The organism is Aliiruegeria haliotis, from assembly GCF_003003255.1.
In the GTDB taxonomy this organism is placed as follows: Bacteria; Pseudomonadota; Alphaproteobacteria; order Rhodobacterales; family Rhodobacteraceae; genus Tropicimonas; species Tropicimonas haliotis.
The window spans coordinates 291,390-307,254 of record NZ_PVTD01000004.1; the positions used below are offsets into that span (position 1 = coordinate 291,390).

The 15,865-nt window shown below is 64.9% G+C and carries 13 protein-coding genes; 11 read left to right on the forward strand and 2 right to left on the reverse strand.

Annotated features, from left to right (window positions below):
* Window positions 1-109 precede the first annotated feature (109 nt).
* From xdhA to CLV78_RS12760, 11 genes are all read left to right on the forward strand, one after another.
* Window positions 110-1,489, forward strand: a complete 1,380-nt coding sequence (gene xdhA / locus CLV78_RS12710) for a xanthine dehydrogenase small subunit (protein ID WP_106205188.1) — start codon at window positions 110-112, stop codon at window positions 1,487-1,489.
* The gene (gene xdhB, locus CLV78_RS12715) at window positions 1,486-3,801 is read left to right on the forward strand and encodes a xanthine dehydrogenase molybdopterin binding subunit (RefSeq protein ID WP_106205189.1); all 2,316 of its coding nucleotides are present in this window, start codon (window positions 1,486-1,488) and stop codon (window positions 3,799-3,801) included. The genes xdhA and xdhB overlap by 4 nt, the downstream gene beginning before the upstream one ends.
* A complete protein-coding gene (gene xdhC / locus CLV78_RS12720) occupies window positions 3,798-4,751 on the forward strand; it encodes a xanthine dehydrogenase accessory protein XdhC (protein ID WP_106205190.1) in 954 nt (317 codons plus the stop codon). The genes xdhB and xdhC overlap by 4 nt, the downstream gene beginning before the upstream one ends.
* Window positions 4,748-6,322 (forward strand): ABC transporter ATP-binding protein, encoded by a 1,575-nt coding sequence (locus CLV78_RS12725; RefSeq protein WP_106205191.1) that lies wholly within the window; start codon window positions 4,748-4,750, stop codon window positions 6,320-6,322. Before xdhC ends, CLV78_RS12725 begins: the two co-directional genes overlap by 4 nt.
* Window positions 6,319-7,401, forward strand: coding sequence for an ABC transporter permease (locus CLV78_RS12730; RefSeq protein ID WP_106205192.1), 1,083 nt, complete (start codon window positions 6,319-6,321; stop codon window positions 7,399-7,401). Before CLV78_RS12725 ends, CLV78_RS12730 begins: the two co-directional genes overlap by 4 nt.
* Window positions 7,401-8,333, forward strand: a complete 933-nt coding sequence (locus tag CLV78_RS12735; RefSeq protein WP_106205193.1) for an ABC transporter permease — start codon at window positions 7,401-7,403, stop codon at window positions 8,331-8,333. Before CLV78_RS12730 ends, CLV78_RS12735 begins: the two co-directional genes overlap by 1 nt.
* A 40-nt stretch (window positions 8,334-8,373) precedes the next feature.
* Window positions 8,374-9,447 carry a BMP family ABC transporter substrate-binding protein gene (locus tag CLV78_RS12740; protein ID WP_106205194.1) on the forward strand — a complete coding sequence of 358 codons (1,074 nt, stop codon included), beginning with the start codon at window positions 8,374-8,376 and terminating at the stop codon, window positions 9,445-9,447.
* Between the two features lie 206 nt (window positions 9,448-9,653).
* Complete coding sequence (locus tag CLV78_RS12745) at window positions 9,654-9,980, forward strand: hypothetical protein (RefSeq protein ID WP_146136683.1); 327 nt, start codon at window positions 9,654-9,656, stop codon at window positions 9,978-9,980.
* Between the two features lie 200 nt (window positions 9,981-10,180).
* Entirely contained in the window at window positions 10,181-11,251 is a 1,071-nt protein-coding gene (locus tag CLV78_RS12750) for an NAD(P)/FAD-dependent oxidoreductase (RefSeq protein ID WP_106205196.1), read from the forward strand.
* 172 nt (window positions 11,252-11,423) lie between these two features.
* Entirely contained in the window at window positions 11,424-11,768 is a 345-nt protein-coding gene (locus CLV78_RS12755; RefSeq protein WP_106205197.1) for a carboxymuconolactone decarboxylase family protein, read from the forward strand.
* 236 nt (window positions 11,769-12,004) lie between these two features.
* Window positions 12,005-12,811 (forward strand): GH25 family lysozyme, encoded by an 807-nt coding sequence (locus CLV78_RS12760; protein WP_106205198.1) that lies wholly within the window; start codon window positions 12,005-12,007, stop codon window positions 12,809-12,811.
* Window positions 12,812-12,814: 3 nt separating this feature from the next.
* On the opposite strand, the gene CLV78_RS12765 is transcribed toward CLV78_RS12760, so the two are convergent.
* Window positions 12,815-13,204: a hypothetical protein gene (locus CLV78_RS12765; protein WP_106205199.1), complete on the reverse strand. Its 390-nt coding sequence runs from the start codon at window positions 13,202-13,204 to the stop codon at window positions 12,815-12,817.
* On the reverse strand, window positions 13,201-15,690 hold the full coding sequence (locus CLV78_RS12770; RefSeq protein ID WP_106205200.1) for a GcvT family protein: 2,490 nt from the start codon (window positions 15,688-15,690) through the stop codon (window positions 13,201-13,203). Before CLV78_RS12770 ends, CLV78_RS12765 begins: the two co-directional genes overlap by 4 nt.
* Window positions 15,691-15,865 lie beyond the last annotated feature (175 nt).

Consider the following 15,865-nt stretch of genomic DNA (forward strand, 5'->3'; position numbering starts at 1 on the left):
TGTCGCGACAAATTGGCTTTGCTGACCGATGCAACAGGGCCGCGCGCTTTCTACGCCGCATCGAGGGCGCGCCAGGGAAACGGCTTGAGGTACCGCGGCAGGCGACCCGATGAAAATCACGTTTCTTCTGAACGGAGAGACCGTGCGCGTAGAGGCTGAGCCTACACGCACGTTGCTGGACTGGCTGCGCGAGGACCGTGGTCTGACCGGCACCAAGGAAGGCTGTAACGAGGGCGATTGCGGCGCCTGCACGGTCATGGTGCGAGAGCCGGGAGCCGATCCCCGCGCCTTCAACGCCTGCATTCTGTTTCTGCCACAGCTTCATGGAAAGGCGGTTCGGACCGTGGAGGGCCTCTCCAGCCCCGAAGGCGTGCTGCACCCGGTGCAGGACGCCATGATCGCTCATCACGGCAGCCAGTGCGGTTTCTGCACGCCGGGTTTTGTCATGTCGATGGCCACGGCCCATGCCAATGGCCGGACGGATTTCGACGACCAGCTTGCCGGAAACCTCTGCCGCTGCACGGGCTATGCCCCGATCATCCGCGCGGCCGAAGCCGCGGCCGACCTGCCGGTCCCGAAATGGATCGTCGACGACGTGCCGGAGGGGCTCTGCCCCGACGCGGGCGAGGAGGCGGAGGTGGCCCTGCCCACCTCCTCCGACGAGCTTGCCACCTGGTATGAAGCCAATCCCGAGGCCACGCTCGTTGCCGGCGCGACGGATGTCGGCCTCTGGGTCACGAAACAGCTTCGCGACCTCTCCCCGGTGGCCTTCCTCGGCAAGTGTGACGACCTCAAGGCGATCGAGCACACGTCGGACGGGCTGCGCATTGGCGCCATGGCCACCATCGCCACTTTTCGGGAGGCCATCTCCGGCAGCCATCCGAGCCTTGCCGAGATGCTGCGCCGGTTCGCCTCGGAGCAGGTCCGCGCCGCCGCGACGCTCGGTGGCAACATCGCCAACGGGTCCCCCATCGGGGATGCCCCGCCCGCACTGATCGCCCTCGATGCCACCTTGCACCTGCGCAAGGGAAATACCCGGCGAGTGTTGCCGCTCCAGGATTTCTTTCTCGACTACGGAAAGCAGGACCGCGCGCCGGGCGAGTTTGTCGAGGCGGTCACGATCCCGGACCAGCCCGACCGCCTGCGGTGCTACAAGCTGTCCAAACGGTTCGATCAGGACATTTCCGCCGTGTGCGGCTGTTTCTCCGTCACCGTCTCCGATGGCATCGTGGCCGGGGCAAAGATTGCCTTTGGTGGCATGGCCGGGATCCCGAAGCGCGCGGCAATGGTCGAGGCGGCGCTTGTCGGTCAGCCGTGGACCGAGGACACGATTGCCGCCGCGTTGCCGGCCTTTGCAGAAGATTTCAAACCGCTTTCCGACATGCGTGCCTCCGCAGACTACCGGCTCGCGACCGCGCAAAACATGCTGCGCCGATATTTCGCCGAAGATACCGGCACCCCGGCGACCGTGTTGGAGGTTGCCCCATGAGCGTCAACCGCCCCCTTCCCCACGATGCCGCACGCCTACATGTGACCGGACAGGCCCGGTATGTCGACGACATTCCCGTGCCCCGCGACTGCCTGCACCTGGCGTTCGGTTTGTCCGAAATCGCGGCGGGGCATATCACGTCCATGGATCTCGAGGCGGTGCGAAATGCGCCGGGAGTGATTTCCGTGCTGACCGCCGAAGACCTCCCGGCGGAAAACGACGTCTCCCCCGCGCCATTCTGGCACGAGGAAATGCTGTCGACCGGAGAGATCCACTACCTGGGCCAGCCGCTTTTTGTCGTGGCAGCGGAGAGCCACCTCGCGGCGCGCAAGGCTGCCCGGCTAGGGAAAATCGAGTACGACGAACGAAAGCCTGTCCTGAGCATCGATGAAGCGATGGCCGCCAACTGGCGCATCGAAGAGGACCCCCGCGTCTACAGCAAGGGCAATCCCGATGCCGCGATTGCCCAGGCGGAAACGATCATCGAGGGGTCGATGGAGATCGGCGGACAGGAGCATTTCTACCTTGAGGGTCAGGCCGCGCTGGCGCTGCCACAGGAAGGCAGCGACATGGTGGTGCATTGCTCCACCCAGCACCCGACGGAGATTCAGCACAAGGTCGCCGAAGGCCTCGGCGTGCCGATGCACTCGGTGCGGGTCGAGGTGCGCCGCATGGGTGGCGGGTTTGGTGGCAAGGAAAGCCAGGGCAATGCGCTGGCGGTGTCCTGTGCCGTGATGGCGCGCGCAACCGGGCGCGCCTGCAAGATGCGATATGACCGTGACGACGACATGGTCATCACCGGCAAGCGCCACGACTTCCGGATTGACTACCGTGTCGGCGTCGATGCCGAGGGACGGATCAAGGGGATCACGTTCGAGCAGTTCTGCCGCTGTGGTTGGTCGGCGGACTTGTCGCTGCCGGTTGCGGACCGGGCGATGTTGCATGCGGACAATGCCTACAATCTGCCCCATGCACGCGTCGTTTCGCACCGTCTGCGCACGAACACGCAATCGGCGACCGCCTATCGTGGTTTCGGCGGCCCGCAGGGCATGCTGGGGATCGAACGCGTGCTCGATCACATCGCTCACGCGCTCGGGCGCGATCCGCTGGAGGTTCGGCGGCTGAATTTCTACGCCGATGCGCAGGATGGCGACGTTGCATCGGCCAACGGGGCACCGGCCCGGCAGGTGACCCACTACGGCATGGAGGTCGACGATTTCATCCTTGGCGGCCTGGTGGCCGAGCTTGAGAAAAGCGCCGACTACGCGGCGCGGCGCAAGGCGGTCGCGGCTTGGAACGCTGCCAACCCGATCCTGAAGAAGGGGATAGCGTTGAGCCCGGTGAAATTCGGGATCTCTTTCACGCTGACCCATCTGAACCAGGCCGGGGCGTTGGTGCATGTCTACAACGACGGGTCGATCCACCTGAACCATGGCGGCACCGAGATGGGACAAGGCCTGTTCCAGAAGGTGGCGCAAGTCGCGGCGGCGCGGTTCGGGGTCGGAACGGAGCGGGTCAAGATCACCGCCACCGACACCGGCAAGGTGCCGAACACGTCTGCGACTGCGGCTTCCTCCGGATCCGACCTGAATGGCATGGCCGTGAAAGCCGCCTGTGACGAGATTCGGGGGCGGCTGGCCGAGTTCCTGGCCGAACGGTTCCAAACCGACCCGGCATTGGTCAGGTTCGTCGATGGCATGGTCCATGTCGGCGCCGAGACCCTGCCCTTCGACCAGGTTGTCGGCGAAGCCTACCTCGCCCGGATCAGCCTCTCGGCCACAGGGTTCTACAAGACGCCCAAGATCCGGTGGGATCGGATCGCCGGCGAAGGAAGGCCCTTTTTCTATTTTGCCTACGGGGCAGCGGTAACCGAGGTGGTGATCGACACGCTGACGGGCGAGAACCGCATCCTGCGGGTCGACATCCTGCATGATGCCGGCGCCTCGCTGAACCCGGCACTGGATATCGGGCAGGTCGAGGGCGGCTACGTGCAGGGCGCCGGCTGGCTGACCACCGAGGAACTTGTATGGAACGACAAGGGGCGGCTGACCACGCACGCCCCTTCGACCTACAAGATCCCGGCCTGCTCCGACCGGCCCGACGTGTTCAATGTCGCGCTCCGGGACGGGACCAACCGGGAAGAGACAATTTATCGCTCCAAGGCGGTCGGCGAACCACCCTTCATGCTGGGAATCTCCGCGCTGATGGCGCTATCCGACGCCGTGGCGGCCTGCGGGCCCAACTATCCGGACCTCGATGCGCCGGCCACGCCAGAGCGTATCCTGGCCGCCGTGGCAAGGGCACGGGCGTGAGCTTCGACCCCGGCAGAATCCGTGCCACCCTCGCACGAGAGCGGCGCGTGGCGCGGGTCGTCGTGGCCGAGGTCAGCGGCTCCGCACCGCGGGAGGCCGGCGCCGCGATGCTCGTCTGGCCCGATGGGCAAAGCGGCACTATTGGAGGCGGGGCGCTGGAACTCGATGCAGCGTCGGCCGCACGGCTGGCACTTGCGACTGGCGGCACAACCGTCCGGCGCGTGCCGCTTGGCCCCGCGCTCGGGCAATGCTGCGGTGGGGCCGTGACCCTCGTCACCGAGGTTTTCGACGCCAGCAAGCTGGACGCCCTCGAAAGCTCCGCCCGACAGGGGCATGTGCTGCGACCCGTCGATCCGGATGCCCCCGCCCTGCCACTGCGCCGCCATCTTCGCGCACTCCGCAACGGCTCGGAGGAACCGCGCACCCTGCTTGCTGGAGGGTGGTTTCTGGAACCGGTCGCCCGTGCAAGGCACGCCCTTTGGCTGCACGGGGCGGGCCACGTCGGCCGCGCAATCGTCGCCACGATGGCCCCCCTGCCCGACTGGAAGATCACCTGGGTCGATACTGCTCCGGACCGGTTCCCCGAAATTCCCGACGGGGTGGATATCCTCGTCGCGGCTGATCCCGCACAGGCGGTGGCACATGCGCCCGCCGACGCACATCACCTTGTCCTGACCTATTCGCACGCACTCGACCTCGCGCTGTGCCATGCCGTTCTGGAGCGTGGCTTCGCCTCTGCCGGGTTGATCGGATCGGCCACCAAGTGGGCGCGTTTCCGCAATCGACTGGGTCAATTGGGGCATGCCGATGCCGCCATTTCGCGCATCCGTTGCCCCATCGGCGATCCGCGACTTGGCAAACACCCGCAGGCCATTGCGATTGGTGTCACGAAAGCGTTACTAGAAGCGACCGCATCCAGCGACCGCACAGCCATGGAGCGCCCCGCTTGACCGACCTTCTCACCATTCAGGGGCTGACCAAGGCCTATCCGGGGGTCGTTGCCAATGACGATGTCTCCTTTGCCATCGCCCCGGGAGAGATCCACGCATTGTTGGGGGAAAACGGGGCCGGCAAGTCGACGCTGGTAAAGATGATCTACGGGCTGGTGAAGCCCGACGCTGGCGCGATGCACTTGCACGGTCAGCCCTTCACGCCCCCGGAACCCCGAGCCGCACGTGCCGCTGGCGTGGCCATGGTGTTCCAGCATTTCTCCCTTTTCGAGGCGCTGAGCGTGGCGGAAAACGTAGGGCTCGGCATGGAAAGCCCGCCACCAATGAACCAGCTCTCGCGCGAGATCCGGGAGGTGAGCCATGCCTATGGCCTGCCGCTCGATCCGCGCCGCCTGGTGGGCGATCTGTCGGCAGGCGAGCGGCAGCGGGTGGAGATCGTGCGCTGTCTGTTGCAGGACCCGAAGCTGCTGATCATGGATGAGCCGACATCGGTCCTGACCCCGCAGGAGGTCGAGATCCTTTTCGCGACGCTGAACAAGCTGAAGTCGGAGGGGACGTCGATCCTCTATATCTCCCACAAGCTTGAGGAGATCCGCGCGCTTTGCGACGGCGCGACCATCCTCCGCCGTGGCAAGGTTGTGGGATCCTGCGATCCACGCCAGCAATCCGCCGCAGAACTGGCGGAACTGATGGTGGGCGAAGCGCTGCATGTGCCGGATCGTGCCGCATCCGAGCCGGGCGAGGTTGTGCTGCAGGTTGCCGGGCTGACGAGCGAACATGTCAGCACATTCGGCACGCGGCTCCAGAATGTCGGTTTCGAAGTGCATGCAGGCGAGGTTCTGGGCATTGGCGGGGTTGCCGGCAACGGACAGGACGAGCTTCTGAGCGCATTGTCGGGCGAGACCAGGGGCGCGCGCGAAACCGTGCGGCTGCGTGGCGACCCTGTCGGTCACCTCGGCCCCAATGCACGACGCGACCGCGGAATGCTCTCGGCCCCCGAAGAACGCCTTGGCCATGCCGCTGCACCCGACATGAGCCTGACCGAAAACGGCGTCCTGTCCGGCTGGCAGCGGGAGAAGTTGACCTCCGGCGGGTTCGTCCGGTGGGGCGCCGCCCGCGCATTCGCTGAGAAGATCATCGAGGGGTTCGACGTGCGCACACCGGGCACCCATGTGGCCGCGCGGGCGTTGTCGGGGGGCAACCTGCAAAAATTCGTGATCGGGCGGGAGATCCTTCAGCGCCCCGACGTGCTGGTGGTGAACCAACCGACCTGGGGCGTCGACGCAGCTGCTGCCGCCGCGATCCGTCAGGCGCTGCTGGATCTTGCGGCACAGGGCGCAGCGGTGATCGTGATCAGCCAGGACCTCGATGAACTGATGGAAGTCTCTGACCGTTTCGCCGCGCTGAACGCAGGCCACCTGTCGGCCCCGCGCCCGGCACGGGGCCTGACCATCGAGCAGATCGGCCTCATGCTGGGCGGCGCCCATGACATGGATGTGGCCCACACCGAGGATGCAGAGCAGATCAAGGACATGTACCAGAACCCGAAATCCGGGGAGCCACGCCCGTGATCCAGCTTGAGAAACGTCCGACCCCGTCGAAATTCTGGACCTGGACGACCCCGGTCCTCGCGGTGGCCCTGACGATGATCGCGGGCGGGCTGATGTTCGCCTTGTTGGGCAAGAACCCCTTCCTCGCCATCAAGACGATCTTCTACGATCCTATCCTTGGGGAGTTCGCCTTCTATTACCGTGGCCAGTTGCTGGTGAAGGCCGGGCCGCTGATCCTGATTGCCGTGGGCCTCGCCATGGGGTTCAAGGCCGGGATCTGGAACATCGGTGCCGAAGGCCAGTACATCATGGGTGCAATCGTCGGCGCCGGGGTAGGGCTCGCCTTCTATCCCTCCGACTCGCCGCTCATCCTGCCCGCCATGATCCTTGCGGGTGCGATCGGCGGATTGCTCTGGGCGATGATCCCCGCGATCCTGAAGGTGAAGTTCAGCACCAACGAGATCCTCGTCTCGCTCCTCCTCGTGTATGTCGCCGAACAGATCCAGGCCGCCATGGCGCTGGGTCTTCTCCGCAATCCCGATGCCACGGGCTTTCCCGGATCGCGCAACCTCGCGCAATGGGACGCCTCGGCCAACCTCGAACTGATCGCGGGCACCGGTATGCACCTTGGCGTGGTGGCGGCCCTGATCGCGGTGATCTTCGCCTATATCCTGCTGTCCCGGCACCTGATGGGCTTCCATATCCAACTCGCGGGGCAAAGCCCGAAGGCCGCCCGTTTCGGCGGCGTGAATCCGACGCGGCTGGTGATCTTCTGCATGGCAATATCCGGAGCTCTGGCGGGGCTTGCGGGGCTGTTCGAAGTCACCGGCCCGGCCGGTCAGATCTCCATCAACTTCAACTCCGGCTACGGGTTCACGGCGATCATCGTGGCCTTCCTCGGCCGCTTGCACCCCATCGGCATCCTGCTCGCCGGGTTGCTCATGGCACTGACCTACATCGGCGGCGAGGCGGCGCAGGCGACGCTTGGCATTCCGGCGGCCGCAATTCAGGCATTCCAGGGCATGCTCCTCTTCTTCCTGCTGGGGGTCGATGTGCTCTCCAACTACCGCATCCGTTTCCTGCGCAAGGGGGTGGCGTGATGGATCTCTCCTCGATCAACTGGATCCTGCTACTTGCCTCCCTGATGGTCGCCGCCACACCGATCCTGCTGGCCGGTGTCGGCGAACTCGTGACCGAACGGGCCGGTGTGCTGAACCTCGGCGTCGAGGGCATGATGATCACCGGTGCCATCTGTGGCTTCGCCATCGGGGTGGAGACCAACTCCGCCATTCTCGGCTTCGTCGCCGCGGCGCTGGCTGGTGCGGCCCTTTCCATGCTCTTCGGCCTGCTCACGCAATACCTGCTTTCGAACCAGGTGGCGACGGGGTTGGCCCTCACCCTTTTCGGCCTCGGTCTCTCGGCGCTGATCGGGCAGGGATACATCGGCATCAAGGGGCTGGAGGTGGCAAAGATCCACATTCCCCTATTGTCCGATATCCCTGTGCTCGGTCCGATCCTCTTCCGCCATGACGCGATGGTCTATGTCTCCATCTTCATCGTCGCGGGAGTCTGGGCCACGCTCAGGTATACCCGCGCCGGACTGATCCTGCGCGCGGTCGGCGAGAACCACGACGCGGCCCACGCGCTAGGGTACAAGGTCGTGCGCATCCGTCTCATGGCGATTGCCTTCGGCGGCGCCTGCGCCGGGCTGGGCGGCGCCTACCTCAGCCTCGTACGCGTGCCGCAATGGACCGAGGGCATGACTGCCGGGGCTGGCTGGATCGCACTCGCCCTCGTCGTCTTCGCATCCTGGAAACCCTGGCGCATCCTGATCGGCGCCTACCTTTTTGGTGGTCTCACGGTACTGCAACTCAACCTGCAAGCCGCCGGAATGAAAGTGCCGGTCGAGTACCTTGCCATGTCGCCATACCTGGTCACGATCCTCGTGCTCGTGATCATGTCCTCCGGTCGCGGCCGGGCGCACCTCAATGCGCCTGCCGAACTCGGCCGGTCTTTCCACGCCTCGTCCTGAGGCAGCTGCCCAAGAAAACCAACACGGGAGAAACACTCACATGAACCTCACCAAACTGCTCGCCGGCACCGCGCTGGCGCTTGGCCTGGCGACCGCCGCCGCGGCACAGGACAAGACCAAGGTCGGCTTCATCTTCGTCGGTCCGGTCGGCGATGGCGGCTGGACCTATGAGCACAACGAGGGCCGGCTGGCCGTCGAGGAGCACTTCGGCGACAAGGTTGAAACCGTCTACCAGGAATCCGTGCCCGAAGGCGCCGACGCGGAACGTGCCATGACCCAGATGGCGCTTGGTGGCGCCGACCTGATCTTCACCACCTCCTTCGGGTACATGGACCCGACGATCAACGTCGCCGCCAAGTTCCCCGATGTGAAGTTCGAACACGCCACAGGCTTCAAGCGCGCCGACAACGTATCCACCTATTCCGCCCGCTTCTACGAAGGCCGTGCGGTGCAGGGTCATATCGCCGGCAAGATGACCAAGACCAACAAGATCGGCTATATCGGCTCCTTCCCGATCCCCGAAGTCATTCGCGGCATCAACTCCGCCTATATCCACGCCAAGAAGGTCAACCCGGACGTCGAGTTCTCGATCGTCTGGGCCTACACCTGGTTCGACCCGGCCAAGGAAGCCGACGCCGCCAAGGCGCTGATCGAGCAAGGGGCCGACGTGATCCTGCAGCACACCGATTCCACCGCGCCGCAGGCCGCAGCACAGGAAGCCGGCAACGTGATCACCTTCGGTCAGGCCTCCGACATGGCGGAATACGCGCCGATGCCGCGTGTCTCCTCCATCATCGACAACTGGGCGCCCTACTACATCGACCGCGTGCAAGCCGTCATGGACGGCACCTGGGAATCGACCGACACCTGGGACGGTATTGGTCCGGGCATGGTCGAGATCGGCGAGATCACCGATGCAGTGCCGGCGGAGCTGAAGGCCGAGGCCGAAGCGCTCCGGGATTCCATCGGCGCCGGAGAGTACCATCCGTTCACCGGCCCGATCAACAAGCAGGACGGCACTGCATGGCTGGCCGAGGGCGAAGTGGCCGATGATGGCACGCTTGCCGGCATGAACTTCTATGTTGAAGGCCTGACCGGCGACATCCCGCAGTAAGCGGATCCGCAGAGGCGGACCACCCGCCTTGCCCAACTCTCGGAAGCAGCCACGGCGACCTCGTCGTGGCTGCTTTCCTTTTTCAGGAACCGGGTTTCGAGGCGAGGACCTCGACGGGATACGACGTTGACCTGTGACAATGCACTGTCCCCGATTGTCGCCTAGACTGGCAGTGGAGAGGATCAGCCAAGTCTGTGGAGGAGAAATTGCTGAAAATTGGAGAGCTATTCCGGGAAGAGCCACCAGAGGATGTCTGGGAGCTGAGGGGGGACCGGCTCCTGTGGCAAGAGCTGGGGCGGGCACTGGCATTCCGTCTTGTGCCGGAATCGGGGCTGGAACTGGAACGTATTCTTGAGGAAGCCTTCTGGGAGGCGACAGGGCACAGCCTTTCGTTCTGCAACCAGGTGCTGGTAGATCGCTTTGCCGAAAACGGTCAGTCCCGCGGAGGGATCTCCGGCGCGTCCTGGCGCTACCGGCTGTTTCCCATTGTCGTCGAACGCTACGAAAAACATCGCGCGTCCATTCCGGCCTGACCGGATTGGCGAGACCGGGCTTTCGCCCCTGCGCCGCGTTGATCGGCGCAGGGGCACTTGTATCCCTGTGGGCGTCCCTCGCCCTTGCGGGCCAGATCTATGCGCCGCAGGCGACGAAGACCATGCTGCATTCCTGAGGCCGCGACCCTGCGGCGGGATGGCGGCTTCCGTTGGCTGGCACAGACTGCCACTTTGCCTGCATGGCTGACTTCCTTGTAATCGGTGGCGGTATCGCCGGTGTTTCCGCCGCAGCGGAACTGTCCGCGCTTGGCAGCGTTCGTCTGCTGGAGGCGGAGACCGCCCTCAGCTACCACGCCTCCGGCCGCTCGGCGGCCATGTTCCTCGAGCACTACGGCAACGCTACGGTGCGTGCCCTGAACGCGGCCAGTGCCGAGGTACATCGTGACAGTGAGGTTCTTTCGCAACGTGGTTTTCTGCTGGTTGGCAAGGCGGAGCAGGAAGAACAGCTGTCAGACGCCGCGCGCAGCTTCGCAGCCGAACGGATTACCGTGGAGGAGGCTCGGGGCTTCCTCCCGATCCTCCACCCCGGAACCGTCGCCGGCGCCGCCTATTTTCCAGACGCTTTCGATCTGGATGCAGACCGGCTTCTGCAACGCTTCGCGAAGGCCCTGCGCGCAAATGGCGGACAGATCGACACTGGAATGCAGGTGACGTCGCTGCACCACGACGGTCGCGTCTGGTGTGCCGAGGCGGGCGGAGAAAGGATCGAGGCCACGGTCGTCGTCAATGCCGCTGGAGCCTGGGCAGACCGGATCGCGGCGCTCGCCGGGGTGCGCAGTCCGGGCATCCAACCCTACCGCCGCTCGATGGCGCGACTGCCTGCGCCGGGCGGTCTCGACACACGGGATTGGCCGTTCACCGACGAGGTGGAAGAGGCCTGGTATGCCAAGCCGGACGCCGGCGGTTGGATCGTCTCGCCCGCGGAGGAGGATCCGATGGATCCGCATGACACCTGGGCGGACGACATGGTCATCGCCGAGGGGCTGGCGCGCTACCAGGACTTCGTGACCGAGGAGGTCACACGGGTGGAAGCCACCTGGGCGGGGTTGCGCAGTTTCGCCCCCGACCGCGCGCTGGTGATCGGTCCCGACCCGGGACGGCCGGGCTTCATGTGGTGCGCGGGCCAGGGTGGATACGGTTTCCAGACCGCCCCGGCGGTCGCGCGCCTTCTGGCCGACCTCGCCGGGGGTCGGGCACCGGACCTGCCGCGAAGTGTTGTCGCCGCGCTTTGTCCTTCGCGCTTTGCATGACAGACATGCATCGCAGCCTGCGACGGCGGCACGTATTGCAAATCATGCATTTGTTCACCAATTGGAGATCAGACCGAATGATGGCCCCGATCCCCGAGCCGGGTTCCGCCACCGAGCCTATGAAACCGCCCCGTGACAGACACGCGGGCCCGATACCCAAGGACGACACGACATGGACTGGAACAATTTCGTCAACGACATGAATGGCCAGCTTCGCGAGTTGGGCAAGACCATCCCGGACACTACCAAGGGGTTCGGGGCGCTGTCGAAAGCTGCCAAGGAAGGCGGCGTTCTGGATGCCAAAAGCAAGGAATTCGTGGCACTCGGGATCGCCATCGCAATGCGGTGCGAACCCTGTATCGGCTTTCACGTGAAGGCGCTGCACAAGGCAGGCGGCACCCGCGAGGAGCTTGGCGACGTGCTTGGCATGGCCATTCAGATGGGCGGTGGACCATCCTTGATGTACGCGGCCAAGACCCTCGATGCGTGGGACCAGTTGACCGGGGATGCTGGTTGACCCCCTCGCAAGATCCCAAAGATCACTGAGAAAGCGGCCGGGGCTTCGGCCGCTTTTCTTTGTGCAGACAGCCGCCAATGGCATCTGCCCTGCGCATGCGCCGTGCCCCTTCGCCGTCGACAGTGGGACTCCGCCGACTGGCAAAAGGAGCCGCTCTTCGCTGTTGCCGAGAATCGTTTGTGCGGCGCTAATGGGCGAGAAGCCGGGGCGTTCCGGTGCGGCCTCGGAGATTGCCGATGAGACGGCTGGGACTTGCAGCAAGCATTCTTCTCGCGCTCGCCGCTTGTGGTGGCGGCTCTGGCGGATCGAGTTCGACGGGCGGCGACCCGGTGCGCACCGGTGGGGCCGGGCGCGATCCGGCCCGGCTCTATCCGGACTTCGCAGACCGCGATCCACACGACTGGGACGGGCGCGCACCACGCAGCTACCCGGTGCACGGCCTCGATGTCTCACGCTGGCAGAAGGGGATCAACTGGACTGCGGCCCATCGCGCCGGCATCTCGTTCGCCTTCATCAAGGCAACCGAGGGTGTGGAGGAACTCGACCCCATGTTCAGGACGCATTGGGAGGCCGCGGCGGCGGCCGGTGTGCCCCGCGCGGGCTACCATTTCTTCTATTTCTGCGCCCCGGCGGACGAGCAGGCGCGCTGGTTCATCGCCAACGTACCGCCCGCGTCCGGCAGCCTGCCCCACGTTCTGGACATGGAATGGAACCCCCATTCGCCCACCTGCACGAAGCGCCCGGACGGTGCTGTCGTGCGCGCCGAGGCCAGGACGTTTCTGGATATCCTGGAGCGGCACTATGGCCGGCGTCCGATCATATACACCAGTATTGACTTCTGGGAGGACACCGGGATCGGGCGACTGCCGCGCACCCAGTTCTGGCTGCGCTCGGTGGCCGATCACCCGCGAGAGAGATACCCGGGGCAACGCTGGGCGTTCTGGCAGTACACGGGCACCGGCGTCGTGCCGGGCGTGCCGGGCGGTGTCGATATCAACGTTTTCGCGGGATCGGCCGCGGCCTGGGCGACATTCTCGAAATAGGGATCAGGGCGTACCCGTCAGGGCCAGCCACAGGCTGCAGGATGCGATGATCAACGTCAGCGGCACCCCGTGGGCCCGCTCCGGCGGGCTTCGGGAGGCGAGGTTGCCAATGAGGCTGAGCCCGAAAAGCGCGGCGAAGGCCCACAACAGGCCGGGAAACAGCGAGGCCGGCAGGATCTGCCCCACCAACCCGCCAACCTGGGCAATCGCAACGGTGCCAATCGCCGTCAGCCCCGCAACCGCGGCGCTGGCCCGCCGAAATCGCGGGGGCAGGATCCGGTGTTCGCCACCCCAGGCAAGGTGCCCCAGCGGCGCCCCGGCTGCCAGCATCAGCTGGAACAGGGTCAACCAGGCCAGCGCGATCGTTCCCGCGATGGCGGCAACAATCGTCATCCGTTCACGCGGATGCGTGCGTTCGTCGGATCGTAGGGGCTGTCCTCCACGATCTCCGCATCCCAGAGCCGATCAAGCATCTTCACCTTGAGCCGGGTGCCGGGCGTGGCAAGGTCCGGACGCACATACCCCATGCCGATAGACTTGCCAAAGGCCACGGAATAGCCGCCAGAGGTCAGCCGCCCGACCTTCGTATCCCCCTCGTAGAGCGCTTCCCGCCCCCAAGGGTCGGCGTCTTCCGGCCCATCGACCAGAAGGGTAACGCATTGGCTGCGCACCCCGATGTCGAGCATGGCTTGCTTGCCGTGAAACGCCTTGTCGCAATCGACGAAGCGGTCGAGGGCGGCTTCCAGCGGCGTCGCGTCCCGGCCCAGCTCGGTGCCAAAGGCCCGGTAGGATTTCTCCTGCCGGAGCCAGTTTTGCGCCCGGGACCCCACGAGTTTCAGTCCGTGCACCTTTCCGGCCTCCATCAGTCGGTCCCACAGGTGGGTCTGCATCTCGATCGGGTGGTGCAACTCCCAGCCGAGTTCACCCGTATAGGCCACGCGCACTGCCATGGTGGGCACCATGCCAAGCTCGATCCGCCGCATGGAAAGCCAGGGGAAGCGTTTGTTCGACAGCACGGTTTCGGGCTCGGCATCGCGGACCAGTTCATTGAGCAGATCGCGTGATTTCGGCCCGGCGACGGCAAAGACACCCCATTGCGTGGTGACATCCTGCAACTCGATCCGGCCGAATTCTGCCTCCTTGTCCTCGATGGCCTTCCTGAGGAAATCCTGATCGTAGGCAGACCATGCCCCGGCTGACACAAGGTAATACTCGTCCTCCGCCAACCGGACGATCGTGTATTCCGTTCGCGTGGTGCCCGCTGCGGTCAGCGCATAGGTCAGGTTGATCCGGCCCACTTTCGGCAGCTTGTTGGTGGTGAACCAGTCGAGGAACGCGGTCGCGCCCGGCCCCTTGACGATGTGCTTGGTAAAGGCCGTGGCGTCGATCAGGCCCACGCCCTCGCGGATCGCCTTTGCCTCTTCCACCGCGTATTGCCACCAGCCGCCGCGACGGAAGCTGCGGGATGCGTGATCGTCGAATCCTTCGGGGGCATAGTAGTTCGGCCGCTCCCAGCCATTCACTTGCCCGAACTGCGCGCCCATTGCCTTTTGCCGGTCATAGGCAGGCGAGGTGCGCAGCGGACGCGCCGCCTCCCGCTCCTCGTCGGGGTGATGCAGGATGAAGACATGGGAGTAGCATTCCTCGTTCTTCTGAACCGCGTATTCCGTGGTCATCCACGGCCCGTAGCGCTTGGGATCGAGCGAGGCCATGTCGATCTCCGCCTCACCCTCGACCATCATCTGCGCAAGGTAGTACCCGGTGCCACCCGCTGCCGTGATCCCGAAGGAGAAGCCTTCTGCCAACCACATGTTGCGCAACCCCGGCGCGGGGCCAACTAGCGGATTGCCATCGGGCGTATAGCAGATCGGGCCGTTGAAATCGTCCTTCAGACCTACCGTTTCAGAGGTCGGGATCCGGTGGATCATCGACATGTATTCTTCCTCGATCCGTTCAAGGTCGAGCGGAAAGAGGTCGGCGCGGAAGCTGTCCGGAACCGCGTATTTGAACCGCGCGGGGGCACCCCGCTCATAGGGGCCAAGAATCCAGCCGCCGCGCTCCTCCCGCACGTACCATTTCGCATCGGCATCGCGCAGCACCGGGTGTTCAAGTGCGCCATCCTTGCGGTAGGTCACCAGCGCCGGATCCGGTTCGGTCACGATGAACTGATGCTCCACTGGGATCGCCGGGATCTTCAAGCCCAGCAGCTTTGCAGTACGCTGTGCGTGGTTTCCGGTCGCCGTCACGACGTGTTCTGCGGTAATGACGACCTGCTCCTCGGTCGGGACAAGGTTGCCACCTTTCTCCCCCATCTTCGTGCAGGTGACACGCCACTCCGAACCGGTCCATTCATAGCCATCGACCTGCCATTTCCGCTCGATGGTCACCCCATGCTGGCGGGCGCCCTTGGCCATCGCCATGGTGACGTCGGCGGGATTGATGTAGCCATCGGTCGGGTGGAAGATCGCGCCCTTCAGGTCATCTGTCCGCACCAGCGGCCAGCGGTCCTTGATCTGCGCCGGGCTGAGCCACTCGTAGGGGATGCCGACTGTCTCCGCCGTCGAGGCGTAGAGCATGTATTCGTCCATCCGGTCCTGCGTCTGTGCCATGCGCAGGTTGCCGACCACGGAGAAGCCCGGGTTAAGGCCGGTTTCGGCCTCCAGCGACTTGTACCACTTCACGGAATAGTCGTGGATGTGGGAGGTCGCGAAGGACATGTTGAACAGCGGCAGCAGCCCCGCCGCGTGCCAGGTCGATCCGCTGGTCAACTCGTCACGCTCCAGCAGCATCGTGTCCCAGCCCGCCTTTCCAAGGTGATAGGCGATCCCGGCACCAACCGCACCGCCGCCGACGACAAGAGCCTTCACATGCGTCTTCATGGCCAACATCCCTGCTGCATTCTGTCTGGAGGAAGTAAACCGCAACCCCACTCCCGGTCGCCATTCTGCGCCGACCACATGGGTTCGGAAAGCGACCTCATGTCGCCGTTGAAGCCGGGGCGGCGGGGCGTGCCGGGTTACGTGGTGTCAAATTGTCGATTTGCGCGCGCTGCGC

Coding starts and splice junctions, on each gene's coding strand:
- CLV78_RS12755 (WP_106205197.1), top strand. CDS start 11,424: ATGGACTGGAACAATTTCGTCAACGACATGAATGGCCAGCTTCGCGAG.
- CLV78_RS12740 (WP_106205194.1), top strand. CDS start 8,374: ATGAACCTCACCAAACTGCTCGCCGGCACCGCGCTGGCGCTTGGCCTG.
- CLV78_RS12760 (WP_106205198.1), top strand. CDS start 12,005: ATGAGACGGCTGGGACTTGCAGCAAGCATTCTTCTCGCGCTCGCCGCT.
- CLV78_RS12750 (WP_106205196.1), top strand. CDS start 10,181: ATGGCTGACTTCCTTGTAATCGGTGGCGGTATCGCCGGTGTTTCCGCC.
- xdhA (WP_106205188.1), top strand. CDS start 110: ATGAAAATCACGTTTCTTCTGAACGGAGAGACCGTGCGCGTAGAGGCT.
- xdhB (WP_106205189.1), top strand. CDS start 1,486: ATGAGCGTCAACCGCCCCCTTCCCCACGATGCCGCACGCCTACATGTG.
- CLV78_RS12765 (WP_106205199.1), bottom strand. CDS start 13,204: ATGACGATTGTTGCCGCCATCGCGGGAACGATCGCGCTGGCCTGGTTG.
- CLV78_RS12735 (WP_106205193.1), top strand. CDS start 7,401: ATGGATCTCTCCTCGATCAACTGGATCCTGCTACTTGCCTCCCTGATG.
- CLV78_RS12770 (WP_106205200.1), bottom strand. CDS start 15,690: ATGAAGACGCATGTGAAGGCTCTTGTCGTCGGCGGCGGTGCGGTTGGT.